The organism is Streptomyces sp. NPDC050988, assembly GCF_044456225.1.
Lineage (GTDB): Bacteria > Actinomycetota > Actinomycetes > Streptomycetales > Streptomycetaceae > Streptomyces.
This window is the reverse complement of record NZ_JBITFQ010000009.1, coordinates 281,979-303,248: the sequence shown is the minus strand read 5'-3', so window position 1 is coordinate 303,248 and position 21,270 is coordinate 281,979. Positions and strand designations below refer to the sequence as shown.

At 70.0% G+C, this 21,270-nt stretch carries 14 protein-coding genes and 1 pseudogene; 6 read left to right on the top strand and 9 right to left on the bottom strand.

The genetic code is table 11. From position 1 onward, the window contains the following. Nucleotides 1-108: 108 nt before the first annotated feature. The 3 genes and pseudogenes from ACIBEI_RS22190 to ACIBEI_RS22180 form a co-directional block, all read right to left on the bottom strand. Nucleotides 109-2,605: pseudogene (locus ACIBEI_RS22190) on the bottom strand (SpoIIE family protein phosphatase). Then, on the bottom strand, nt 2,590-6,591 hold the full coding sequence (locus tag ACIBEI_RS22185; protein WP_398891318.1) for a HAMP domain-containing protein: 4,002 nt from the start codon (nt 6,589-6,591) through the stop codon (nt 2,590-2,592). Before ACIBEI_RS22185 ends, ACIBEI_RS22190 begins: the two are co-directional and overlap by 16 nt. Nucleotides 6,592-6,920: 329 nt before the next feature. Continuing rightward, nucleotides 6,921-7,799: an RNA polymerase sigma factor SigF gene (locus ACIBEI_RS22180; protein ID WP_398891316.1), complete on the bottom strand. Its 879-nt coding sequence runs from the start codon at nt 7,797-7,799 to the stop codon at nt 6,921-6,923. Between the two features lie 400 nt (nt 7,800-8,199). Here ACIBEI_RS22180 and ACIBEI_RS22175 point away from each other — a divergent pair, with 400 nt between their 5' ends. The 5 genes from ACIBEI_RS22175 to ACIBEI_RS22155 all read left to right on the top strand — a co-directional run bounded on the left by ACIBEI_RS22175 (nt 8,200) and on the right by ACIBEI_RS22155 (nt 11,872). Beyond that, nucleotides 8,200-9,147 carry a SigB/SigF/SigG family RNA polymerase sigma factor gene (locus ACIBEI_RS22175; protein WP_398891314.1) on the top strand — a complete coding sequence of 316 codons (948 nt, stop codon included), beginning with the start codon at nt 8,200-8,202 and terminating at the stop codon, nt 9,145-9,147. Nucleotides 9,148-9,214: 67 nt separating this feature from the next. Then, nucleotides 9,215-9,505 (top strand): DUF5133 domain-containing protein, encoded by a 291-nt coding sequence (locus ACIBEI_RS22170; RefSeq protein ID WP_398891420.1) that lies wholly within the window; start codon nt 9,215-9,217, stop codon nt 9,503-9,505. A 295-nt stretch (nt 9,506-9,800) separates the two neighbouring features. Further along, on the top strand, nt 9,801-10,736 hold the full coding sequence (locus ACIBEI_RS22165; RefSeq protein ID WP_398891418.1) for an anti-sigma factor RsbA family regulatory protein: 936 nt from the start codon (nt 9,801-9,803) through the stop codon (nt 10,734-10,736). Nucleotides 10,737-10,919: 183 nt separating this feature from the next. Then, on the top strand, nt 10,920-11,291 hold the full coding sequence (locus ACIBEI_RS22160) for a PRC-barrel domain containing protein (protein ID WP_398891312.1): 372 nt from the start codon (nt 10,920-10,922) through the stop codon (nt 11,289-11,291). Nucleotides 11,292-11,410: 119 nt separating this feature from the next. Next, nucleotides 11,411-11,872 (top strand): ATP-binding protein, encoded by a 462-nt coding sequence (locus ACIBEI_RS22155; RefSeq protein WP_398891310.1) that lies wholly within the window; start codon nt 11,411-11,413, stop codon nt 11,870-11,872. A gap of 45 nt (nt 11,873-11,917) precedes the next feature. Here the strand turns inward: ACIBEI_RS22155 and ACIBEI_RS22150 are convergent, their stop codons facing one another. Next, the gene (locus tag ACIBEI_RS22150) at nt 11,918-12,352 is read right to left on the bottom strand and encodes an ATP-binding protein (protein WP_398891308.1); all 435 of its coding nucleotides are present in this window, start codon (nt 12,350-12,352) and stop codon (nt 11,918-11,920) included. Nucleotides 12,353-12,619: 267 nt separating this feature from the next. Here ACIBEI_RS22150 and ACIBEI_RS22145 point away from each other — a divergent pair, with 267 nt between their 5' ends. Next, nucleotides 12,620-12,796: a hypothetical protein gene (locus tag ACIBEI_RS22145; RefSeq protein WP_107102281.1), complete on the top strand. Its 177-nt coding sequence runs from the start codon at nt 12,620-12,622 to the stop codon at nt 12,794-12,796. A gap of 25 nt (nt 12,797-12,821) precedes the next feature. Here the strand turns inward: ACIBEI_RS22145 and ACIBEI_RS22140 are convergent, their stop codons facing one another. The 5 genes from ACIBEI_RS22140 to ACIBEI_RS22120 form a co-directional block, all read right to left on the bottom strand. After that, nucleotides 12,822-14,543, bottom strand: coding sequence for a dolichyl-phosphate-mannose--protein mannosyltransferase (locus ACIBEI_RS22140; protein WP_398891306.1), 1,722 nt, complete (start codon nt 14,541-14,543; stop codon nt 12,822-12,824). Nucleotides 14,544-14,572: 29 nt separating this feature from the next. Continuing rightward, nucleotides 14,573-15,814 (bottom strand): MFS transporter, encoded by a 1,242-nt coding sequence (locus ACIBEI_RS22135; protein WP_398891304.1) that lies wholly within the window; start codon nt 15,812-15,814, stop codon nt 14,573-14,575. A gap of 140 nt (nt 15,815-15,954) precedes the next feature. Then, a complete protein-coding gene (locus ACIBEI_RS22130) occupies nt 15,955-16,818 on the bottom strand; it encodes a LysR family transcriptional regulator (protein WP_398891302.1) in 864 nt (287 codons plus the stop codon). 225 nt (nt 16,819-17,043) lie between these two features. Then, nucleotides 17,044-19,089: a glycoside hydrolase gene (locus ACIBEI_RS22125; protein WP_398891300.1), complete on the bottom strand. Its 2,046-nt coding sequence runs from the start codon at nt 19,087-19,089 to the stop codon at nt 17,044-17,046. 120 nt (nt 19,090-19,209) lie between these two features. Beyond that, a complete protein-coding gene (locus ACIBEI_RS22120; protein ID WP_398891297.1) occupies nt 19,210-21,252 on the bottom strand; it encodes a beta-galactosidase in 2,043 nt (680 codons plus the stop codon). Between the last annotated feature and the right edge of the window lie 18 nt (nt 21,253-21,270).

The window sequence follows — 21,270 nt, the reverse complement described above, 5'->3', positions numbered from 1 at the left end:
AAGTACCTCCCGAAGAATTGACGGCTTGGGCCGGTTACCCCCCTGTGCGCATTCGATGCCCCCGCCGGCCGCCCGCGCGACGTGATCAGACTCTCGTCGGCGCCGCGGCTACGACACGCGGATGCCGATGATGCACGTGTCGTCGTCGGTGTCCGACCTGCTGTACGTGAGCAGCCGGTCCAACTGCTGGTCGAGCGTGGACGGGGCCGCGCGGACCGTCGTCAGCAGCTGGGTCATGGACTCCTCCATCGAGCGGTCCCGGCGCTCGATCAGGCCGTCCGTGTACATCAACAGCGTGTCGTCGACCGCCAGTTGGATCTCGTCCTCCTCGTACGTCGCCCGGGGCGCCGCGCCCAGCAGCAACCCCTTGACGAGGGGCAGGGACGTCGCCCCCGTGTCGCGTACCAGCACGGGCGGCAGATGACCGGCCCTGGCCCACCGCAACGTACGGTGCTCCGGGTCGTAGAGGCCGCACACCGCGGTGGCGGTGACGGTGCCCGTCAGATGGTGCGCCACGCTGTTGAGCCAGGTCAGCAGCTGGCCCGGGCCCGCGCCCGTCACGGCCAGCCCCCGCAGCGCGTTCCGCAGGACGACCATGCTGGTCGCCGCCTCCATCCCATGACCGGCCACGTCACCCACGCACAGGAGCACGAGACCGGACGGCAGGACGACCGCGTCGTACCAGTCGCCGCCGACCAGGTGCTCCGTCTCGGCCGGCCGGTAGCGGACCGCCACGTCGATGCCGGGGGCCCGCAGCGGATCCTGGGTCGGGGGCATGATGGCGTGCTGAAGTTGCAGCGTGAGGCGGCTTCGCTCGTTCGCCTGCTGTTCGGTGTGGGCGAGCTGGACACGGGTGGCGGCGAGCGCGACCTCCGTCCAGTGCTGGGCGGAGATGTCCTGGTAGGCCCCCCGTACGACGGACAGTTGGCCGTCTGCGTCGAGCACCGGCTCGGCCACGACCCGGATGTGGCGCGTCACCTCGTCGGGACGGCGGAGCCGGAACGACGCGGACGCGGGTCGCCGGTGATGGAGGAGGGTGCGCAGGAAGCGGCCGATGGCGACGGCGTCGTCCGGATGCGCGTGGACGGGCAGCTCCTCCAGCGGCACGGGCGCGCTCGCCGGAGGCCTGCCGTACAGGGTGAAGAGCTGGGCGTTCCAGGTGATCTCACCCGTGAGCAGATTCTCCTCGAAGCCACCGATACGGCCCAGGCGCTGCGCGTGCTGCAGGATGCTCGCGAGCCGTGCCGTCTCGTCCTCGATGCGCCAGATGAGCAGCACGCTGTTGGCGTGCCGGCTGATGCTGATCTCCGCCACGGCGGACAGCGGCACCTGGTCGACGAGAGCCGTGAGGTTCATGCGCTCCGCGCGGAACGGCTCGCCCGTGGCGTAGACGCGCTCGATCCGCTGGAAGAGGTCGCTCTCCCCGGCGGCCATCGGGTACGCCTCCAGGAGCATCGCGCCGTTGACGAGCCCGCGCGGCCGGCCGGCCGGATCGAGGAAACGGCTGTTGACGTGATGGATGTGGAAGTCGACGAGCTGCCCGCCGTCGAGATAGGGGACGAGGACCAGGGCGGGGTCGTGCAACCCGTCGGCCAGGTCCACCAGTTCGGTGGCGTCGGGAACGACCCGCGGCTCGCGCAGGGCCTCGTCGCCGTGCACGAAGGCGTACGTCTCCAGCGTGCGGGCGCACAGTTCCGCCAGGGCCTCGACCTGCCGGACCACTTGGGGCGGTTGAGGTTCCAGGCGGGAGGGCCAGACGATCTCCAGGGCGCCGTGGATGCGGCCTCCGGTGCCGGCGGGAACGGCGGCCCTTCCGCCGTCGGGGTACTGGTGCTGGCCGATGGAGGGAAGCCCGGTCTCGGCGAGCGATCCGATCCACTGCCCGGAGCGCTCGGCGAGGCTGGTGCGGGCCACCGTCACCACTCCCGGGGGCACGTGGTGCCAGCGCTCGGCTTCCGCCGGGGAGAACCCGGCGCTGCCGGCCAGCGTCAGGGAGCCGTCGGAGCGCACGGTCCAGATGGCCACGGCCACCGCGCCGAGCGGGGTCAGCGCGTGCTGCAGCAGGGAGTCGGCGACGGCCTGGGTGTCGGGGGCGGCCAGCGCACCGCTCTCGGCCTCCCGCATCCGTACGGCGGGGGAGTGGCCCCTCGACGAGGTGTCCCCGGTGGGAGCGTCGGTGGACTTCGCGGCGGTCAGGAAGGCGTCGGCCACCTCCGAAAGCCGGTCGCGGGCCGCCTGGTTGATGACCTCGACGGCGAGTTCGAGTGTGCTCACACCGGCCTGCTCGGTGAGTTCGGCGAGCTGGCGGGCGGCCTGGGCGGGCCCGCACCCCAGTCGCTCCACCAGGATGCAGTTCGATCAGGGCACGTCCGTCGGCCTCGACCTGGGCCGCACGCACCTCGCGGCGCAGGCGTTCCACCGTGGCGGCGAGCCTGCCCACCGGGTAGGTCGCGAGAAGGGCGGCCGAACCCTCGGGCGACTCGTCCCCCGACCCGCCCTCTGGCTCGTCCGCCGTCTCGTCGGCCGGCTCCTCCGCGGACTCGTCCGGCGACCGCTCCTCGGCCGGATCAGGACACTGCTCGGTGCGGGTCACGCGGGCAGCCACTGGCGGACGCAGGCGATGAGGTCGTTGGTGTCGACCGGTTTGGTGACGTAATCGCTCGCCCCGGAGGCGAGACTCTTCTCCCGGTCGCCGGGCATCGCCTTCGCGGTGACGGCGATGATGGGAAGCCCCGCGTACTGAGGCATCTTCCGGATCTCCGCCGTGGCCGTGTAGCCGTCCATCTCCGGCATCATCACGTCCATCAGGACGAGCGAGATGTCCGGGTGCTGGACCAGCGTCTCGATGCCCTTGCGGCCGTTGTCCGCGTGCAGGACGTGGAACCCCTGGAGCTCCAGGATCCCGCTGAGCGCGAAGAGGTTGCGTGCGTCGTCGTCGACCACCAGGACCGTGCGGCCCAGGAAGGCGTCCTCGACGGGGTGCGGTGTCTCGGGCCGCGGCTCCTCGGCCCGGGCCAGGGAGGGAACATCTCCCAGCTCCTCCGCCGAGAGGTGCAGGGCGATGCGCTCGCGCAGTTCGTCGAGGCTCGACAGGAACTCCAGGGCACGCGTGCCCGAACGGGCCTGCAGCGCCTGTTCCTGTGCCAGATCGGCGCGGTGACCGCTGTGGACGAGGACCGGAACGTTCGCGAGCGCGGAGTCGCCGTGCATCGCGTCCAGGAACCGGGTCGCCTCGCCGTCCGGCATGCCGAGTTCCAGAACGACGCAGTGGCACGGTCCCGCGGCCAGCGCGCTCGCCGCCTCCTGCGCCCCGACGGCGGTGATGACGTCGACCGTGCCGCGCGGATCACCGGTGTCCGGGCCATGGGCGACGTCCGCGACCGTGCTCTCGGCGACCAGGGTCAGCAGGCCGCGCTGCCGTTCCTCGACGACCAGCAGACGACGCCTGCGGCTCCGGGGCGGGGCGGCAGGTCCCGAGGGCGGTGCCTGCGCCGCCGACTCCTCGGACGGAGCCGCGGTCAGGGCCTTCTCGGACGATCGGTCGCCGTTCAGGAGGTCCTCGAAGTCGGTCCGTGCCACGGGCAGGAACAGCGTGAACGTACTGCCCTGTCCGGGCGTGCTGGCGACGGTGACGGCACCGCCGAGCAGGTGCGCGATCTCCCGTGTGATGGACAGACCGAGGCCGGTGCCACCGTACTTGCGGCTCGTCGTCCCGTCCGCCTGCTGGAAGGCTCCGAAGATCGTCTCCAGATGTTGCTCCGGGATCCCGACCCCCGTGTCCCGCACGCGGAACGCCACGATGGTGCCGCCCCGGAGCACGCCGTCGGGCACCTCGTCGTCGGCCGCCGGTTCGATACGCAGCTCGACACCGCCCTGCTCGGTGAACTTGACCGCGTTCGACAGCAGGTTGCGCAGCACCTGGCGCAACCGGGAGTCGTCGGTGAGGAGGTCGGCGGGTGCGCCGGGCGCGGTGCGCACGGTGAAGTTGAGGCTCTTCTGCGTCGTCATCGGCCGGAAGGTCGCCTCGACGTACTCGAGAAGCTGCCGCAACGGGACGCGCTCGGGGGCGAGTTCCATCTTTCCGGCCTCGACCTTCGACAGGTCGAGGATGTCGTTGATCAACTGCAGCAGGTCCGATCCCGCGGAGTGGATGATGCCCGCGTACTCGACCTGCTTGGGGGTGAGGTTGCGTGAGGGGTTCTGCGCCAGCAGTTGGGCGAGGATGAGCAGGCTGTTCAGCGGGGTCCGCAGCTCGTGGCTCATGTTCGCCAGGAACTCCGACTTGTACTTGGAGGCCAGCGACAACTGCTGGGCCCGGGTCTCCAGTTCCTGCCGGGCCTGTTCGATCTGCAGGTTCTTCGCCTCGATGTCGCGGTTCTGTGCGACCAGCAGCGAGGCCTTCTCCTCCAGTTCCTCGTTGGAGCGCTGCAGTTCGTCCTGCTGGACCTGCAACTCCTCCGAACGGGCCTGCAGTTCGGTGGTCAGGCGCTGGGACTCGTCCAGCAGCTCGTCGGTCCGCGCGTTGGCCACGATGGTGTTGACGTTGACGCCGATGGTTTCCATCAGCTGGCCCAGGAAGTCCTGGTGGATCTGCGTGAAGCGGGTGACCGAGGCCAGCTCGATGACTCCGAGCACCTGGTCCTCGACCGTGATGGGCAGCACGATCAGGGCGGTCGGCACGGTCCGGCCGAGCCCCGAGGAGATGGTCACGTATCCCGGCGGCAGCTCGTCCACGGAGATGGTGCGGCGGCTGCGCGCGGCCTGGCCGACCAGCGAGCGGCCGAAGGGGATCCGGACGGGACGCCCGTCGTCGTCGGGCCAGCCGTACGAGCCGACGAGCCGCAGCTCGTGGCCGCGCCCGGCCTCCTCCGCGAGGTAGAACGCGCCGTACTGGGCCGACGCCAGGGGCGCGAGCTCGTCCATGATCAGCTCGGCCACGACGGACAGGTCCCGGTGCCCCTGCATCAGGCCGGAGATCCGCGCGAGGTTGGTCTTGAGCCAGTCCTGCTCCTGGTTGGCCCGGGTGGTCTCGCGCAGCGACTCGACCATCGAGTTGATGTTGTCCTTGAGCTCGGCGACCTCGCCGGAGGCCTCGACGGTGATCGAGCGCGTCAGGTCGCCCTCCGCGACGGCGCTGGTGACCTCGGCGATCGCGCGTACCTGCCGCGTCAGGTTGCCCGCGAGCTCGTTGACGTTCTCCGTCAGCCGCTTCCAGGTGCCGGAGACACCCTCGACCTCGGCCTGTCCGCCGAGCCGTCCTTCGCTGCCGACCTCGCGGGCGACACGCGTTACCTCGGCGGCGAACGCGGAGAGCTGGTCGACCATCGTGTTGATCGTCGTCTTGAGTTCCAGGATCTCGCCCCGGGCGTCCACGTCGATCTTCTTGGACAGATCGCCCTTGGCGACCGCCGTCGTCACCAGCGCGATGTTGCGCACCTGGCCGGTGAGGTTGTTCGCCATCGAGTTGACGTTCTCGGTGAGGTCCTTCCACGTGCCCGCCACGTTCGGCACCTGGGCCTGCCCGCCCAGGCGGCCCTCGGTGCCGACCTCGCGGGCAACCCGGGTGACCTCGTCCGCGAAGGCGGACAGTGTGTCGACCATCGTGTTGATGACGTCCGCCAGGGCCGCGACCTCGCCCTTCGCCTCGACCGTGATCTTCTGGGACAGGTCGCCGCGGGCCACGGCGGTGGCGACCTGGGCGATCGAGCGGACCTGGCCCGTCAGGTTGGACGCCATCACGTTGACGTTGTCGGTGAGGTCCTTCCAGGTGCCCGAGACACCGCGTACGGTGGCCTGCCCGCCGAGGTTTCCTGCCGTGCCGACCTCGCGGGCCACGCGCGTCACCTCGTCGGCGAACGCGGAGAGTTGGTCGACCATCGTGTTGATGGTCTCCTTGAGCGCGAGGATCTCGCCCCGGGCGTCGACGGTGATCTTCTGCGAGAGATCGCCCCTGGCCACGGCGGTCGCCACCTGGGCCACGTTGCGGACCTGGGCGGTGAGGTTGCTCGCCATGAAGTTCACGGAGTCGGTCAGGTCGCGCCACGTGCCCTTGACGCCCTTGACGTCCGCCTGGCCGCCGAGCCGCCCCTCGGTGCCGACCTCGCGGGCCACCCGGGTCACCTCGTCGGCGAACGCGGAGAGCTGGTCGACCATCGTGTTGATGGTGTTCTTGAGTTCAAGGATCTCGCCGCGGGCCGGCACGTCGATCTTCTGGGAGAGGTCACCCTTGGCGACCGCCGTCGCCACCTGTGCGATGTCGCGGACCTGGGTGGTGAGGTTGCCCGCCATCGCGTTGACCGAGTCGGTGAGATCGGCCCAGGTCCCGGAGACGCCGGGCACTTCCGCCTGTCCGCCGAGCGTCCCCTCGGTGCCCACCTCGCGTGCTACGCGGGTGACTTCTGAGGTGAACACGGACAACTGGTCGACCATGCCGTTGAAGACGGTGGCGATGTCGCCCAGGAGGCCCCCGCCGTCGTCCGGCAGACGGGTGCCGAAGTCACCGTCCCGTACCGCGGTCAGTCCGGCCAGGAGCCGGCGCAGCTCCGGCTCGCCCGGTGTGCGGCCGACGGGGTCGGTCGTCTGGCTGGTCATGAGCACCCTCGTTCCGTTCAAGACAAAGAGTCCCGTGAAAGGGGGGACTCGGAACTTCAGGCCCACTGCCGGACCCTCCTCGCCGGCGCGGACCCGTGAACCGGGGCCGCCCGTTGAGGAAGTACGCCGCAGGCTAACCCGTAGGTCATGCCGTGAACAAAGGTCGAGCCAGATTGGTGCCGGGGAGAGTGATCTTCCCCGGGAAGCGCCACCGGAGCCACGCACGACGGAGCCCGCCGCCCTGCTTTCGCGAGGTGAGAACGCTCGCGAGAACGGGACGGCGGGCTCGACGGTTCGGTGCGTGCTCAGGCGGCCGACGGGACGGTGCTTCAGGCCACCGAGGGATCGAGCAGGCCGGCGCGCAGCCGCTTGATGATGCGGCTGATCAGCCGCGACACGTGCATCTGCGAGATGCCGATGACCTCGCCGATCTCCGCCTGGGTCCGCTCCTCGACGAACCGCAGATGGATGATGAGGCGCTCCCGCTCGTCGAGTTCGGCGATGAGGGGGGTCAGGGAGTGGAGATCGTCCACGAGTTCCAGCGCCCGGTCGTCCTCGCCGATGAAGTCGGCCAGGACGCTCTCGCCCTGCGAGTCGCCGTCGGAGGTGAGGGCCGCGTCGAGCGATGAGGAGTTGTAGCAGTTCGCCGCCTTGCGGGCCTCGATGACCTCTTCCTCGGGCAGCGACATGAGCTGTGACAACTCGGCGGTCGTCGGCGTACGCCCCAGACGCGTCCGCAGTTCCTCCGTGGCCTTCGCCAGCTCGACCCGGGCCTCCTGCAGTCGGCGCGGCACATGGACGGCCCAGCTCGTGTCGCGGAAGAACCGCTTGATCTCGCCGACGATGTAGGGGACGGCGAAGGAGGTGAACTCCACCTCGCGGGTCAGCTCGAACCGGTCGATGGCCTTGATGAGCCCGATGGTGCCGACCTGGACGATGTCCTCCATCGAGTCGCCCCGGCCGCGGAACCGGGAGGCCGCGTACCGGACGAGGGACAGGTTCATCTCGATCAGGGTGTTGCGCGCGTACTGGTATTCGCGGGTGCCTTCCTCCAGCACGGCCAGGCGGTCGAAGAACTGTCGGGACAGATCGCGAGCGTCCTTCGGCTTGATCAGCGAGGGTTCGTCGATGAGCGGGAGTGCCGTCTCGTCGACCGTCTGCGTCCGCTGTGCCGTGGCCGTTGCTTCGCCTGCCGTCACGGCTGTCATGCCGTCCACCCCACTCGTCGGCGCTGATGTGTCAAAGCCCGCATGCCCTGCTTCGGGCCGCCCACTCCCTCCGCGAGGTACTAGAAGGCAGGTGCCTGGAGGATCTGGCCGGAAGTCGCCCCTTTGTTCCCCCTCTTGAGGAGGTTTCGGGCGGGCGTCGGCCAAGGACGAGGCCAGGCCGGGGCCGTGACGGAGCGAGAATCCCGCCGCCACGCCGTGTGGTCGATTTCGAGAAGCGGTGTTTTTCCTCGGGAAGCCCGGGCAAGCGGAATTTCGTGCTTCGGACCGGAGGCACGTCCGTGGGAGCGAGTACGTCTGCGCTCCGGGGGCCTCCGGGCGGCTCGGGCGCCACTCCTCCTGCGGCATTCCCCCGCAAGCCAATGTTCAGGAGCGGATCCGTATGCCTAGCGATTTGTCTACAAATCGACCTGACAAGCCCGTGAGCACGGAGACGGCCGTCCGGCCGGACTCGCCCACCCTGCCGTCCGGCCAGGCCAAGCACCCGTCGGCCCACGCGAGGCATTCGCACGACGACGCCCCCGACGCCGCGGCCGCGTTCGCCCGGCTCGCCGAACTTGAGGACGGGCCCGAGCGGGACGCCGTACGCGACGAACTGGTGACCGTGTGGCTGCCCATGGCCCACCGGATCGCGGGCCGTTTCCGCGACCGGGGCGAGTCGGTCGAGGACCTGCGCCAGGTCGCGGCCATGGGACTGGTGAAGGCGGTCGACCGGTACGACCCCTCCCGCGGGGCGTTCGAGAGTTACGCCGTGCCCACCATCACCGGTGAGGTGAAGCGGCACTTCCGGGACCGGATGTGGGCACTGAGGGTGCCCCGCCGGGTCCAGGAACTGCGCAACAAGGTGCGGCTGGCCCGTCGGGATCTCACGCTGAATCCCGGCGCCCCGGAACCGACGGTGGCCGCGATCGCGGCACACACGGGGCTGACGGAGGACGAGGTCGGCGCGGGGATGGAGGCGATGGAGAGCTTCAGCACGCTGTCCCTGGACGCCGAACTCGCCTCCGCGGACGACAACTACAGCCTCGCGGACACCCTGGGGGACGTCGATTCCTCGTACGAGCTGGTCGTCGACCGGGAAGCGGCCCGGGAGGGACTGCGCCGGCTGCCCGAACGTGAGCGGGCCATCCTGTACATGCGTTTCTTCGAGGACATGACGCAGACCCGTATCGCCGATGTGCTCGGCATCTCCCAGATGCACGTCTCACGTCTCATCAGCCGCAGCTGCGCGCGTGTCAGGGACGAGGCGATGGGCGGGCAGCAGCCGCGAGCCGGTCGCCCCGATTCCGACGGGCGGACCGACACCGACGGAAGCACCAGGGCCGCGTGACGCGGAAGGCCGAGGAAGCCGAGGAAGTCGAGAGATCCGAGGAGGTCGAGGAGTGAGCCCGACGCTGATGCCCCATCCCGCGACCCTGCGCAGGCTCGTGGACGAGTACGAGGCGCTGATCGCCGCCGAGGGCGAGGGCGAGGGCGAGGGTGGCGCCGTGGCGAAACCGGACCGGCGGGCGCAGGACCGCGCCTACACGCTCTGCGTGTCGACCGGCACGCGCGATGTGAGGTGTGCTCTGGAGAGGGCCCGCCGCCATCTCGCGGCCGCCGGGCAGGCCGTGGCGCCGATGGCTCAGCGGCCACCCGGTACGGGCGGTGCCGAGGTGCGTGACGGCGGAGAGGCAGTCACCAGGTGAACCCCGCGGGCCGGTCGCGCAATGGTGGCACCGGCCCGCGGGGTGCGCGGCGACGACTCGGACGCGTTTATGGAACGCCAGTGCGACGGCGTATTGTGTCCTCCCGGGGTGGCACCGGTGGACCTGATGGGCAGCACGGACACGTCGGTGTCGGTGTAGGGGTCCTGCGGCGGCGGGCCGCCCCGGCCGAGTCGGCCGACGGCCGGCTTCGCGCCCGGAGCCCACACGACCCGGGCCGGGCGGTGGCGGATTGCCCAGACCTCCCGGCCCCTACCCCGACGACTGGTGGGGCGGCATGACGACGACGGCCTCCGAGGACGCCCCCTTCGTCCATCCTGCGCTCTTCTACCGCGGTGACCAGGAGTACGTGGCCGGTACCGTGCCCTTCCTCCTGGAGGGAATCGCGGCGTCGGAACCCGTCGCCGTGGCCGCCCCCGTCCCGAGGCTGGAACTGATCGCGGCGGCGCTGGGAACAGCGGCCGACGCCGTGCACTTCGTCGACATGACCAGGGCCGGCCGGAACCCCGGCCGCATCATCCCGTCGGTCCTGCGGGCCTTCGCCGACGGGCGGCGCGGCGGCCATGTGCGCATCATCGGGGAACCGATCTGGTCCGGCCGCACCACCACGGAGTACCCGGCCTGCGTCCAGCACGAGGCCCTGATCAACGCGGCGTTCCGCGGGCGGGACGTGACCATCCTCTGTCCGTACGATGCCCGGTCGCTCCCCGACGACGTACTCGCCGATGCCCACGCCACGCACCCCGTGCTCATTACGGCGGGCCGACGGTCGCTCAGCGGCGCCTACGACCCCGTGAAGGTGCTCGACCGCTACAACGAACCGCTGCGGTGTCCGCCCGGGGCGGCGACTGTCCGGTTCGACGCCGAAGCCCTGCCCGTCACCCGGGACTTCGCGCTCCAGCAGGCACGGGAGCGGGGGATAGGAGCCGCCCGCCTCCAGGATCTGGCGCTGGTCGTGGCGGAGTTGACCACGAACAGCGTGGTGCACGCCGGCGGCCGGGGAACGCTGCGTCTGTGGGCGGAGAGCGAGCAGATCGTCTGCCAGGTCCAGGACACGGGCCGGCTGACCGACCCCCTCGTGGGCCGCCGCCCGGCACCCCCCGACCAGCTCGGCGGCCGAGGCCTCCTCCTCGTTCACCACCTGTCGGATCTGGTGCGCGTGCACACCGATGAGCACGGCACGACGATCCGCAGTTACGTGGCGCGTGCATAGAGCACGCGTACGTGGCGCGCGCACAAAGCACGCGGGAAGACCCTTTCGGCGAAATCGTTGCGAATGCCAGTCCGTCGGCAGGGTATTTGCTGCCCGTGGAGCATCACTGGCGGCGGATGTCCGGCCGCCGTGCTCCACCCGGGCTCACACGAGACGGAACGTACACGGGGCGGAAGGAGCGGCGTGGTCACCGACAGAATCTGGTCGTACGCAGGGGACAGCGGGCACACGGAGGGGCAGCGGCTCACCGGGTTCACGGTGGTGGCGTCCGACGGCACGATCGGGCGTGTGGACCGGCAGGCCGACGACTCGGGTCTGCGTCATCTGATCGTTGACACCGGAGTCTGGCTGTTCGGCAGCAGCGTGCTGATACCCGTGGGCGTCGTCACCGCCGTCGACGCCGAGGCCCAGGAGGTCAGGGTGGCGTGCACCGAGGAGGAGATAAAGGCCGCGCCGCGGTTCAAGACCGATCGCGAGACGCTGGACCCCGAGTACCTCGCCGGTGTCGGCGACTACTACCGGAGTCTGCCTCCACGACGGGCGACCACGCCCTGACCCGGCACGACGGTCGGGGGATTCGCACCCATGGTCGTGCGTTCAGCGGGAAGACGGACGTGGACGGACCCGTTCTGGGACCCGGCATCGAGCAAGCAGATCTCAGGGGCACGACGGATATGGACCGAATCGACACGACTGCCTTCGCGTCGCCGGACCGCGGGTCCGGTGGGACGGCGATGACGGCGGTTCCGATCACCACCGCGGCGATGGCCCGTGCCCACGTCCGCGCCGTGGTGCTGGAACAGTGGAGCTCCCCGCCCCGCAGGGCGACGGAGACCGCTGTCATCGATCTCCTGCTGGTCGTCTCGGAGCTGGCCGCGAACGCCGTCCGGCACGGAGGCGGGCTGGTCGGGGTCGAGGTGACGTCCACGCGTGAGGGCGTGCGGCTGGCCGTGCACGACAACAGTGACGTCGTCCCAGCCGCCGCCTTCGGCTCGGGCGATCTTCCCTCGGCGCATCATGGCAACGGGTACGGCTGGCCGCTGATCATCCGGCTGGCGCGCGACATCGCCATCGAAAGGCGTCCGGGAGGCGGCAAGACGATCAGCGTCCTGGTGCCGCTCCAGACCGTGCCGTAGGGGTTGTAGGAGCCGTACGGCGGTCCGGGGGACCGCAGGGGAACCTCACCACGGCATGAACACGTGGATGTCCTTGCCCTTCTCGGTCGGCACCACGCTCACCTGGTCGCACAGTGTATGGATCAGATGCCATCCCACGCCCCCGTCGTTCCGGCCGGGACGGAAGGGGCGAGGCGCCGGTGGTGTGGTGCTGGTGTCGTGCATCGTCACGTGCACACCGTCGAACGTGCGCCGCAGGTACAGCGTGAACGGGCCCGGCGCGTACTGCACCGCGTTGGCCGCCAGCTCCGTGACGACCAGCAGGATGTCGTCCCAGCGTTCGGGCTCCGTCGGTGGCGAGGTACGCGTGAGCGCAAGGAGGAACGCCTCCGCGGCGAGTCGTGAGCCCGTCACATCGGACGGTTCGCCGGCGAATTCGGTGGTCTGGGTGTACGTCTCCTCAGAAGGCAGTTTGTCGTCCCAACGCGGCTCGGTCGCCATCACGACTTCCCCCAGCCCGTTCCCTGTGGGGCCGTGGCGCTTGCTTTGCTTCCACCGTTGCTGCTTCCCGACGGCAAAGGGCTTACTCGTCCGGTTCCGGTGACGATGGCAGGGACTCCGGAATGCGGTGGTCTGCGGGGATTCCGCTGTGCTCGGCGAGTACCACGATCGGCCCGGGTCATGGGTGCCTGATCCGGCCGGACCGGGGCACTCGTGGAGTGGGAGTGGGATCTGAACCCACTCCGGAAACCGCAGAGAGGGGAATCCATGCTCGGCATGGCAGCGGCCGTCCTGTTCCTCATCGCGTTCCTGATCAACGCCGCGGAGATCTCGACCAACGATGTCTTCACCTCGACCAATGTGATGCTGATAGGTCTGATCGTGCTGGCCCTGCACCTCGCCGGGGTCGGCAGTGGCCTGGCGACCAGGGGCCGCCGAAGGTGACATACGGAGGACGGTCCCGTATCCCTCAGATCCAGGTGTCGAGCCACATTCTCGAATGCCAGTCGGAATACGGGATTGTCGCCCCCGTGTAGATAGGGAAGAAGTAGATGAAGTTCCAGAGGATGAGCAGTACGAGGACACCCGCGCTCATCGCTCCCACGGCCCGGCGTCTCTCGCTCGACCCCTGCGGTCCCAGCATCGCGCCCACCAGCATCGCGACGGCCAGGCACAGATACGGCACGAAGACGACCGCGTAGAAGGAGAAGACCGTACGGTCCTGGTACAGGAACCAGGGCAGATAGCCGGCACCCACCGCGCACAGGACGGCGCCCGCGCGCCAGTCGCGGCGCAGCGCCCACCGGTAGAGCAGATAGAGCAGCGCGAAGCACGCCGACCACCACAGCAGCGGTGTGCCCAGCGCGAGGACCGCCTGGGAGCAGCCGGACGCGGTACGGCAGCCGTCCTGTGCGAAGTCGGTCTCGTACGAGTACGCCACCGGCCGTCCGAGGACCAGCCAGCTCCACGGGCTGGACTCGTAGCGGTGCCAGGAGTCCAGCGCCACGTTGAACTCGTAGACCGCGTGCTCGTAGTGCCACAGGCTGCGCAGTGGGGCGGGGATCCACGACCACGGGCCGCCCCGGCCGTCCGCCCAGTGCCGTCCGTAGCCCTCGTCGGAGAGGAACCAGCCGGTCCAGGTCATCAGATACGTGACCAGAGCGACCGGTGCGAGGGAGAGCACGGACCAGCCGAGATCCTTGCGCAGCACCGACAGATACGGGCGGCGCGCGCCCGCGACACGGCGGGAGGCGACGTCCCACAGCACGGTCATGACCATGAAGAACGCCAGGACGTAGAGGCCGTTCCACTTGCTCGAGGCCGCCAGGCCCAGCAGCGCGCCGGCCGCGATCCGCCAGGGCCGTACGCCCATCCCCGCGTGCTCGCCGGTGTGTTGATGCGGACCCGCGAAGCCGACCGCGTCCACCGGCAGGGCTTCCGCGAGACGGGCCCGTGCCCGGTCCCGGTCGATCAGCAGGCATCCGAACGCGGCCAGGACGAAGAACATGACGACGAGGTCGAGCAGAGCGATGCGGCTCATCACGAAGTGCAGGCCGTCGACCGCCAGCAGCAGTCCGGCCAGACAGCCCAGTGCCGTCGAACGGAACAGCCGACGGCCTATTCGGCACAGCATCAGTACCGACAACGTGCCGAGCACCGCCGTCATGAAACGCCAGCCGAAGGGGTTGAGGCCGAACATCCACTCACCGAGGGCGATCGCCCACTTGCCCATCGGCGGGTGCGCCACGAAGGTCCCGGTGTCGGACAGCGGGATCACCTGAGGGTCCGCCAGGATCTGCGGGTCGGCGATCTTGCGGTCCGGCCACGTCCCCTCGTAGCCGAGCTTCAGCAACGCCCAGGCGTCCTTGGCGTAGTACGTCTCGTCGAAGGCGACGGACCGCGGCCGGCCCAGGTTCCAGAAGCGGATCGCTCCGGCGAGGACCGCGACGAGGACCGGACCGACCCAGCCCATCGCCTTTATGACGCGGTGGGTCAGCGCCGGGCTGAGACCCAGAGCCTCGCCGACGCGCGTGCCGGGCTCCGGGAAGGGCGGGACCAGAAGGTCGCGGGTGTCGGTCCGAGGGCGCCCCTCGTAGCCGAACCGGCGCAGCCGCCTCGCCCAGGGAGGAGGATCCGTCTTCGGGTGGGCGTCGGTGTCGGCGCCCACCTGCGCCGCGATGTCACTGGTCACCGGGTCATCGTAGGGAACGGATGTTCAGCTCAGGCGTTTTCGGCCACCCCTGTCCGGTCGCGGAACTCCGTGGCCCAGTAGAGGAGGGCCAGGACGGGGAGCGCGGTGCCGAGGAGAGACACCGCCGTCCAGCCGCCGGCGTGGAAGGCGAGCGAGCCGAACTGCGAACCGAGGGCGCCGCCGACGAAGAAGAGGGCGATGAAGGCACTGTTCAGCCGAGCCCGCGCGTTCGCGTCGAGCTGGTAGACGGTGTGCTGACCGAGGATCAGCGTGGTCTGCACGGCCATGTCGAGCAGCACGGCGGCCAGCGCCAGCAGGAGGATGTGTCCCTGGCCGAACCCGGCAACGGCGAAGGCGACGGCAGCGGCGACGAGCCCTGCCCCGGTCATCGGGCGCACCAGCTTGCGATCGGCCCAACGGCCCGCGAAGGGAGCCACGGCAGCTCCGGCCGCTCCGACGAGGGCGAACACACCGACGCCGACGGGGGAGTAGTGGAAACGCGGGCCCGTCAGGACGTACGAGACGGTGGTCCAGAACGCACTGAACGCACCGAACATCGCCGCCTGGTAGAGCCCGCGGCGCAGCAACGCCGGGTGGACGCGCACCAGTCGGACCGTGGAACGCAGCACCTGGGTGTACGGGATCGCCGTGGTCGCGGCCTGGCGGGGCAGGGCGGCGCGCAGGGCCAGCGCCAGCAGTGCCATCAGGACGGCGGAGCCCAGATAGACGACGCGCCAGCCGGCCACGTCGGAGACCAGGCTGCTGAGGGTGCGGGACAGCAGGATGCCGGTGAGCAGACCGCTCATCACCCGGCCCACGATCCTGCCGCGGGTGTGGTCCGGGGCGAGACTCGCGGCGAACGGCACGAGGATCTGGGCGACGACCGACGTGCCGCCGCTGATCAGGGAGGCGATCAGCAGCATGGGGAAGCTCGTCGCGAGACCGGCGGCGAGGAGGGCGAGCGTGGTGACCGCCAGCAGGACGGTGATCAGCTGGCGCTTCTCCAGCCGGTCGCCGAGCGGGACGAGCAGCAGCATGCCCAGGACGTAGCCGACCTGGGTGAGGGTGATCAGCCCGCCGGCGGCCGTCTCGCCGACGTGGAAGACGTCGCGCAGCGAGAACAACAGGGGCTGGGCGTAGTACAGGTTGGCGACCGTCATGCCGGAGGCGGCGGCCAGGAGCACGACCAGCCATCCCGGCACACCGAGTGCGGCCGTGCCGGTGGACCGGCCCGAGGTGTGGTCGTCGCGCGAGCTCTGGAGGACGTTCATGGTTCCGTCAGCGTTCGGGCGCACCTCTGTGCTTCCCTCATCGCGGCGATGGTTCGAGATGTCAGTCATCTCTGATGGAGATGAGGCTCGGAGCGGTGAGCGACCGGGGCCGGTCAAGCCATGGCACGGTCCGGCTTCCGTCAGGTCATGTGCCGCAGGAGCGCGGCGACCGCCGGGGGCGCCTCGCCGCGGGGCCGGACGACCATGACCTTCCAGTTCGGCGCGTGACGGTCGAAACGGTGTGTCGTCAGATCGGGGAACCGGTCGGCGATCGAGACGGGCATGACGCAGACACCCAGGTCGTTGCGGACGAGTTCGGAGGCCGCGACGATGTCGTTGACCTCGAAGGTCGGCTCGCGGTCGACGGAGGCCGCCCGGAACGCCTTGTCCACGGCGAGCCGGATCGCCCAGCCAGGAGTGAAGTCCACCAGCGGCAGCCGGGCGGCGTCGGCGAGCGCGACCTTCCCGTCCGTCACGGGGAACGTCCGCCCCGGAGCGCTCACGAGCACCATCTCCTCGCGGGACAGCAGCCGCGTGACCAGGCCCCGTTGTTGCTGTCGGTCGAGGGCGACCACGGCCAGATCCACCGTGCCCTCGCGCAGTGCCTGGCGGATGTCGACGACGGCCGCCTGCCGCAGCCGCACCACCACGCCCGGATGTTCGGCCCGCAGGGCGGCCAGCGGGCGGTGCAGGTCGGCCCAGACCCCCTGCATCGTGCCCACCGTGATCCGCCCCCGCAGCTGCCCCTGTACGACATCGACGGCAGCCCGTGCCTGGTCCGCGGCCCGTAACGCCGCCCGCGCGGCCGGTACGAAGGCCTCACCTGCCGGGGTCAGGGAGACCCGGTGCGTGGTGCGGTCGAACAGCGGTGTCCCCAGCTCGCGTTCCAGCGCGCGGACCGTGCTCGACACGGCGGACTGGACGACGTGCAGCCGCTGCGCCGCCGCGGTGAAACCGCCCTCCTCGGCCACCGCGATGACGACCTCCATCTGCCGCAGATCCACTGGCTCTCCCGGGGCGTGGTTCGGCTTCTTCAAACATCTTGATCAGAGATGGGCCTCTTCATCGGGCATCACACCATGAGGCCGCCCTCGACGGAGTGGTCAAAGGAGGAACGTCCGTGAACGCACCTCTGTGCCCGCCGTGCGCGACGGCGGGCACAGAGGTGTGCGACAGGCTGTGCGACAGAGGGTGCGGCCGGGCGCCTGCCCCCGGGCGGTGGCCGGGTCCTAGTCGGTCACGTCCGTGACCCTCCAGCGCTGGTTGGCGCCGGAGTTGGGTGTCCACAGCGTGACGGCGGCACCGTCGTTGGTGGCCTGGCCGCCGACCTCCAGAAGCCGTCCGGTGGCCGCGTTGACGAGGGTCCAGGTTCCGTCGCCGGTCGTCGACATGATCCACTGGGTGGCCTTGTCGCGCGGACCGGAGTCGGCCTCCAGGACCGGGGCGCCGTCACGGACCGCCAGACGCTTGTCCTCCACCGGGTTGGTGAAGACGTACCGCTGCCGGTTGCCGGTGTCGCCGGAGATCTGCCGCAGCTTCCACTCCTGGCCCGCCGCGTCTCCCGCGGAGGTCCTGATGACGAGGCCCGTACCGTTGTCGGCGACGGTGAGTGCCTTGCCGCTCTGGACGCCGGTCAGCTCGTAGGAGTGGCCCTTGCGCAGCTCGGCCGCGTCCTTCGCGACACCCGAGACGCCCTTGACGACGAACGAGGTCACGGACTGCGCGGGCACCGTGAAGGTGGCCTTGCGGTCACTGACCTTGACGGCCCTGTGGCGTTCGAGCTTGCCGTCGGCGCTGGTCACGACCGGGGTGACGGTGGCGCTACGGCTGACCTTGCCGAACTTCGACAGGTCGACGGTGACCGCGCGGGTCTCGGTGGTGCTGTTGACGTGGACGACCGTCGCGCCGTTGCCCTTCTTGGAGACGGCGGCGGCGCTGGAGGTGTCGTCGGTCTTGATCAGCCGGTCACCGGGTTTGATGTAGTGCGTGAAATTGCGGGCCGTGTCGAACTTCGTGTTCGTGTAGATCGGGCAGGACTCGAGGGTGTCCGTCGAGGTGCAGCTGAACGGGAGCTGGATGCTGCCCCAGTTGCCGCCCTTGGCCGACTCGCCGCCTGGCTTCATGTTGTCGTAGTCCTCGACGGGCTGCCAGAACACCCAGGCCTTCGGCTCCAGTTCACGCAGGTCGTCCACGATGCGCTGGGCGAGGCCGAGCCCCGGCCGCATGTCCGTGAAGCTCTGGCCGTCGCCCCAGTCGCCCTCGACCTCGCTCTGCCACAGCGGCTTGTCGGCCGCCTTCGCCAGGTCCCGTACGGTGGTCCGCTGGCCGGTGCCGTAGGTGTGGACGTTCATCTGGCCGACGAGGTCCCGCACTTCCTGCGGGTAGGTGTTCCAGTTCTGCGAGAAGATGGACGAATTGGTCTCGTCCATCGCGGAGATCTCTGCCTTGGTCCTCGCCTTCTTCAGCGCCGGAGCCAGGGCCTTGATGACCTTCTGCTGGAGTTCGGGGCCGATGTGCGCCCCTTCCTGACGGCCGCCGACCGGCTTGCCGTCGGCGCCCAGACGGGTGCTCCAGTAGCCGGTGTTGGGCTCGTTGAACGGGTCGATCGTGTCGACCTTGATGCCCTCGGCCTTCTCGAGACGCTTGGTCGCGCCCGCCATGTAGGCGGCGAAGTCGTCGACCGACTCGGTCTTGAGCTGGTCCTCGGTGGCGTTGAACCCGCCGGACACATAGCCGCTCTTCGTCATGAACCACGGCGGGGAGTTGCTGAACGTCTCCCAGTGGTCGATGTCCTTCTTGATGCGGTCGACCCACCAGCGCTGGGTGGCGTCGGCGTCCTTGTTCCAGTCCGCCGGGTCGTCGGCGCTCCACCAGTCGGTGTCCTCGCGGGTGGTGCCGGCCGGGGCCTTCCACCAGCCCTCGACCGCACCTCCGGCGCGCAGATAGTCCTCGACGTCCGGGGCGTTGCCACCGCCGATGTTGTAGCGGGCGATGTTCAGCGCCAGGCCGTCGTCACCGAAAAGCAGCTTGGCGAGCTTCTCGCGTATCTCCTTGGGATAGTCCCCGGTGGCGTTGGCGAACCAGACCAGACTGGTGCCCCAGCCCTCGAACTTCTCCTGCTCGTACGAGGGGTCGGGCCGCACGGTGACGGCGGCGGTGTCCGCGGCCGTGACCTGTGCGGTGGACGACGGGGCGGAGACCAGGGCGGCCCCGGTGGCCAGTGCGGTGAGACCGGCGGCTCCGAGGAGCCGTCTGTTGCGGGTGCGGCGTGCCATCTGTGCTCCCAACTGCGGTGGTGGTAGCTGCGGTTGACCTCCGGCCCGTCGGGCAGGAGGGATGGCCCTCGAACGAGTGCGGTGCCGTTCGAGGAGTCGGCGGTGGTGCGGGGGAGTGGGTCAGCCGGCGGGCTGTCGCACCACGGCGACGTCCCTCGGCCCGAGGACGAGGCTGCCCTCGGTGTCCGTGTCGCCGACCAGGACCTCTCCGGCGAGACCGGTCAGTGGCACGGTTTCGTCGGTCCGGTTGACCAGGAACAGGAAGCGGCCGTCGGGCCCGCGGCGTACGGTCTGCTCGACCGATCCCCGTGCGTCGGCGGGCAGTTCACTGCGGACGCCCGCCGGGCCGAGCAGCTCCGGCAGTAGACCGGCGAGCCCGTCGACGCCGAGCCGGGTGGAGACGTACGAGGCCGAGCCCTGCCCCGCCGCACGGCGGGTGACCGCGGGCATGCCCGCGTACGTCCCGGTGCGGTAGTGGGCCAGCACCTCCACCGTCGGGTCGGTGACGGTGATCCGGTCGGTCCACAGGGTGCCCGGGCCGGCGCCGTCCAGGTCGACGCTGTCACCGTCGAGCAGCGGCCCGAACTCCTCGATACGGATGCCGAGGAGGTCGCGCAGCGCTCCCGGGTGGCCGCCGAGCCAGACGTGGTCGTTCTCGTCGACGACACCGGAGAAGTACGTGGTGACCAGGTGGCCGCCGGTCTCGGCGTACCGCGTCAGCTCCTTGGCCAGCGGCGCCGGGATCACGTGCAGCACGGGTGCGATCAGCACGTCGTACCGGTCGAGGTCGGCCGTGGTGGTGACGACGTCCGCCCGGACGCCGAGGGCGAGGAGCGCGGAGTACCAGTCCAGCGCCTCCTGGCGGTAGTCGAGCAGGGCGGTCGGGTGGGAGTCCTGCTCGCTCGCCCACCACGACTCCCAGTCGTAGACGATCCCGACCCGAGCGGGCTCGCGCTCGGTGCCCGCGACCGGGGCCAGGGCCTTGAGCGTCCGGCCAAGAGCGGTGACCGCGCGGAAGACCTCGCTGTCGGCACCGGCGTGCGGCACCATCGCGGAGTGGTACTTCTCGGCGCCGGCCGCGGACTGGCGCCACTGGAAGTAGCACACGGCGTCGGCGCCGTGCGCGACGTGCAGCAGCGAGTCGCGGGCCAGATCGCCGGGCCGCTTGGCCACGTTGACGGGCTGCCAGTTGACGGCGCTGGTGGAGTGCTCCATCAGGAACCACGGGCGGCCGCTCGCGATACCGCTGGTGAGGTTCGCGGAGAAGGACAGCTCGTCGCGGTCCTGCGGGCCCGGGTGGACGTAGTGGTCGTTGGAGACGAAGTCGATCTCGCCCGCCCAGTCCGGGTAGTTCATGCCCTTGGTGTTGCCCATCACCATGAAGTTCGTGGTGACCGGCACGTCCGGCGTGATCTCCCGCAGCACGTCCCGCTCCGCTCGCAGGTACTCCTTCAGCGCGTCGGAGGAGAAGCGCTTGAAGTCCAGCTGCTGCGTGGGGTTCGGGTGGGAGGCGGCCAGCCGGGGCGGCAGGATCTGCTCCCAGTCGCTGTAACGCTGCGACCAGAAGGCCGTGCCCCAGGCGTGGTTGAGGGCGTCGAGGGTGGTGTACCGGTCGCGCAGCCAGTCGCGGAAGGCACGGGCCGCGTCGTCCGAGTAGTCGTGGATGTTGTGGCAGCCAAGCTCGTTGGATATGTGCCAGGCCACCAGCGCGGGATGGTCCGCGTACCGCTCGGCCATCGTCCGCACCAGGCGCAGCGCGTGCTCGCGGAAGACGGGCGAGGTGGGCCGCCAGTGCTGCCGCGCCCCCGGCCACACCGTCTCACCGGAGGCGGTCACCGGAAGGATCTCCGGGTGCGCCGTGGTGAGCCAGGGCGGCGGGGACGCGGTGGCGGTGGCGAGGTCGACCCCGATGCCGTTCGCGTGCAGCAGGCCCATGATCTCGTCGAGCCAGCCGAAGTCCCACTGGTCCTGGGCCGGCTGGATGCGGGCCCAGGAGAAGATCCCCACGGAGACCAGGTTGACGCCGGCCTCACGCATCAGCCGTACGTCCTCCTCCCACACCTCGCGAGGCCACTGCTCGGGGTTGTAGTCGGCGCCGTACGCGAGACGTGGGGTGGAGTCACCGTCCGGCCCGTTCAGCTGGGACAGGAGGGTGGAGATCATCGTGGTCCTTCCGGTGTG

What these genes read in the sequence shown, in the direction of transcription:
- ACIBEI_RS22145 (WP_107102281.1), top strand. Translation starts at nt 12,620, where the DNA reads ATGCTCGGCATGGCAGCGGCCGTCCTGTTCCTCATCGCGTTCCTGATC.
- ACIBEI_RS22165 (WP_398891418.1), top strand. Translation starts at nt 9,801, where the DNA reads ATGACGACGACGGCCTCCGAGGACGCCCCCTTCGTCCATCCTGCGCTC.
- ACIBEI_RS22150 (WP_398891308.1), bottom strand. Translation starts at nt 12,352, where the DNA reads ATGGCGACCGAGCCGCGTTGGGACGACAAACTGCCTTCTGAGGAGACG.
- ACIBEI_RS22155 (WP_398891310.1), top strand. Translation starts at nt 11,411, where the DNA reads ATGGACCGAATCGACACGACTGCCTTCGCGTCGCCGGACCGCGGGTCC.
- ACIBEI_RS22175 (WP_398891314.1), top strand. Translation starts at nt 8,200, where the DNA reads ATGCCTAGCGATTTGTCTACAAATCGACCTGACAAGCCCGTGAGCACG.
- ACIBEI_RS22125 (WP_398891300.1), bottom strand. Translation starts at nt 19,089, where the DNA reads ATGGCACGCCGCACCCGCAACAGACGGCTCCTCGGAGCCGCCGGTCTC.
- ACIBEI_RS22170 (WP_398891420.1), top strand. Translation starts at nt 9,215, where the DNA reads ATGCCCCATCCCGCGACCCTGCGCAGGCTCGTGGACGAGTACGAGGCG.
- ACIBEI_RS22135 (WP_398891304.1), bottom strand. Translation starts at nt 15,814, where the DNA reads ATGAACGTCCTCCAGAGCTCGCGCGACGACCACACCTCGGGCCGGTCC.
- ACIBEI_RS22180 (WP_398891316.1), bottom strand. Translation starts at nt 7,799, where the DNA reads ATGACAGCCGTGACGGCAGGCGAAGCAACGGCCACGGCACAGCGGACG.
- ACIBEI_RS22120 (WP_398891297.1), bottom strand. Translation starts at nt 21,252, where the DNA reads ATGATCTCCACCCTCCTGTCCCAGCTGAACGGGCCGGACGGTGACTCC.
- ACIBEI_RS22185 (WP_398891318.1), bottom strand. Translation starts at nt 6,591, where the DNA reads ATGACCAGCCAGACGACCGACCCCGTCGGCCGCACACCGGGCGAGCCG.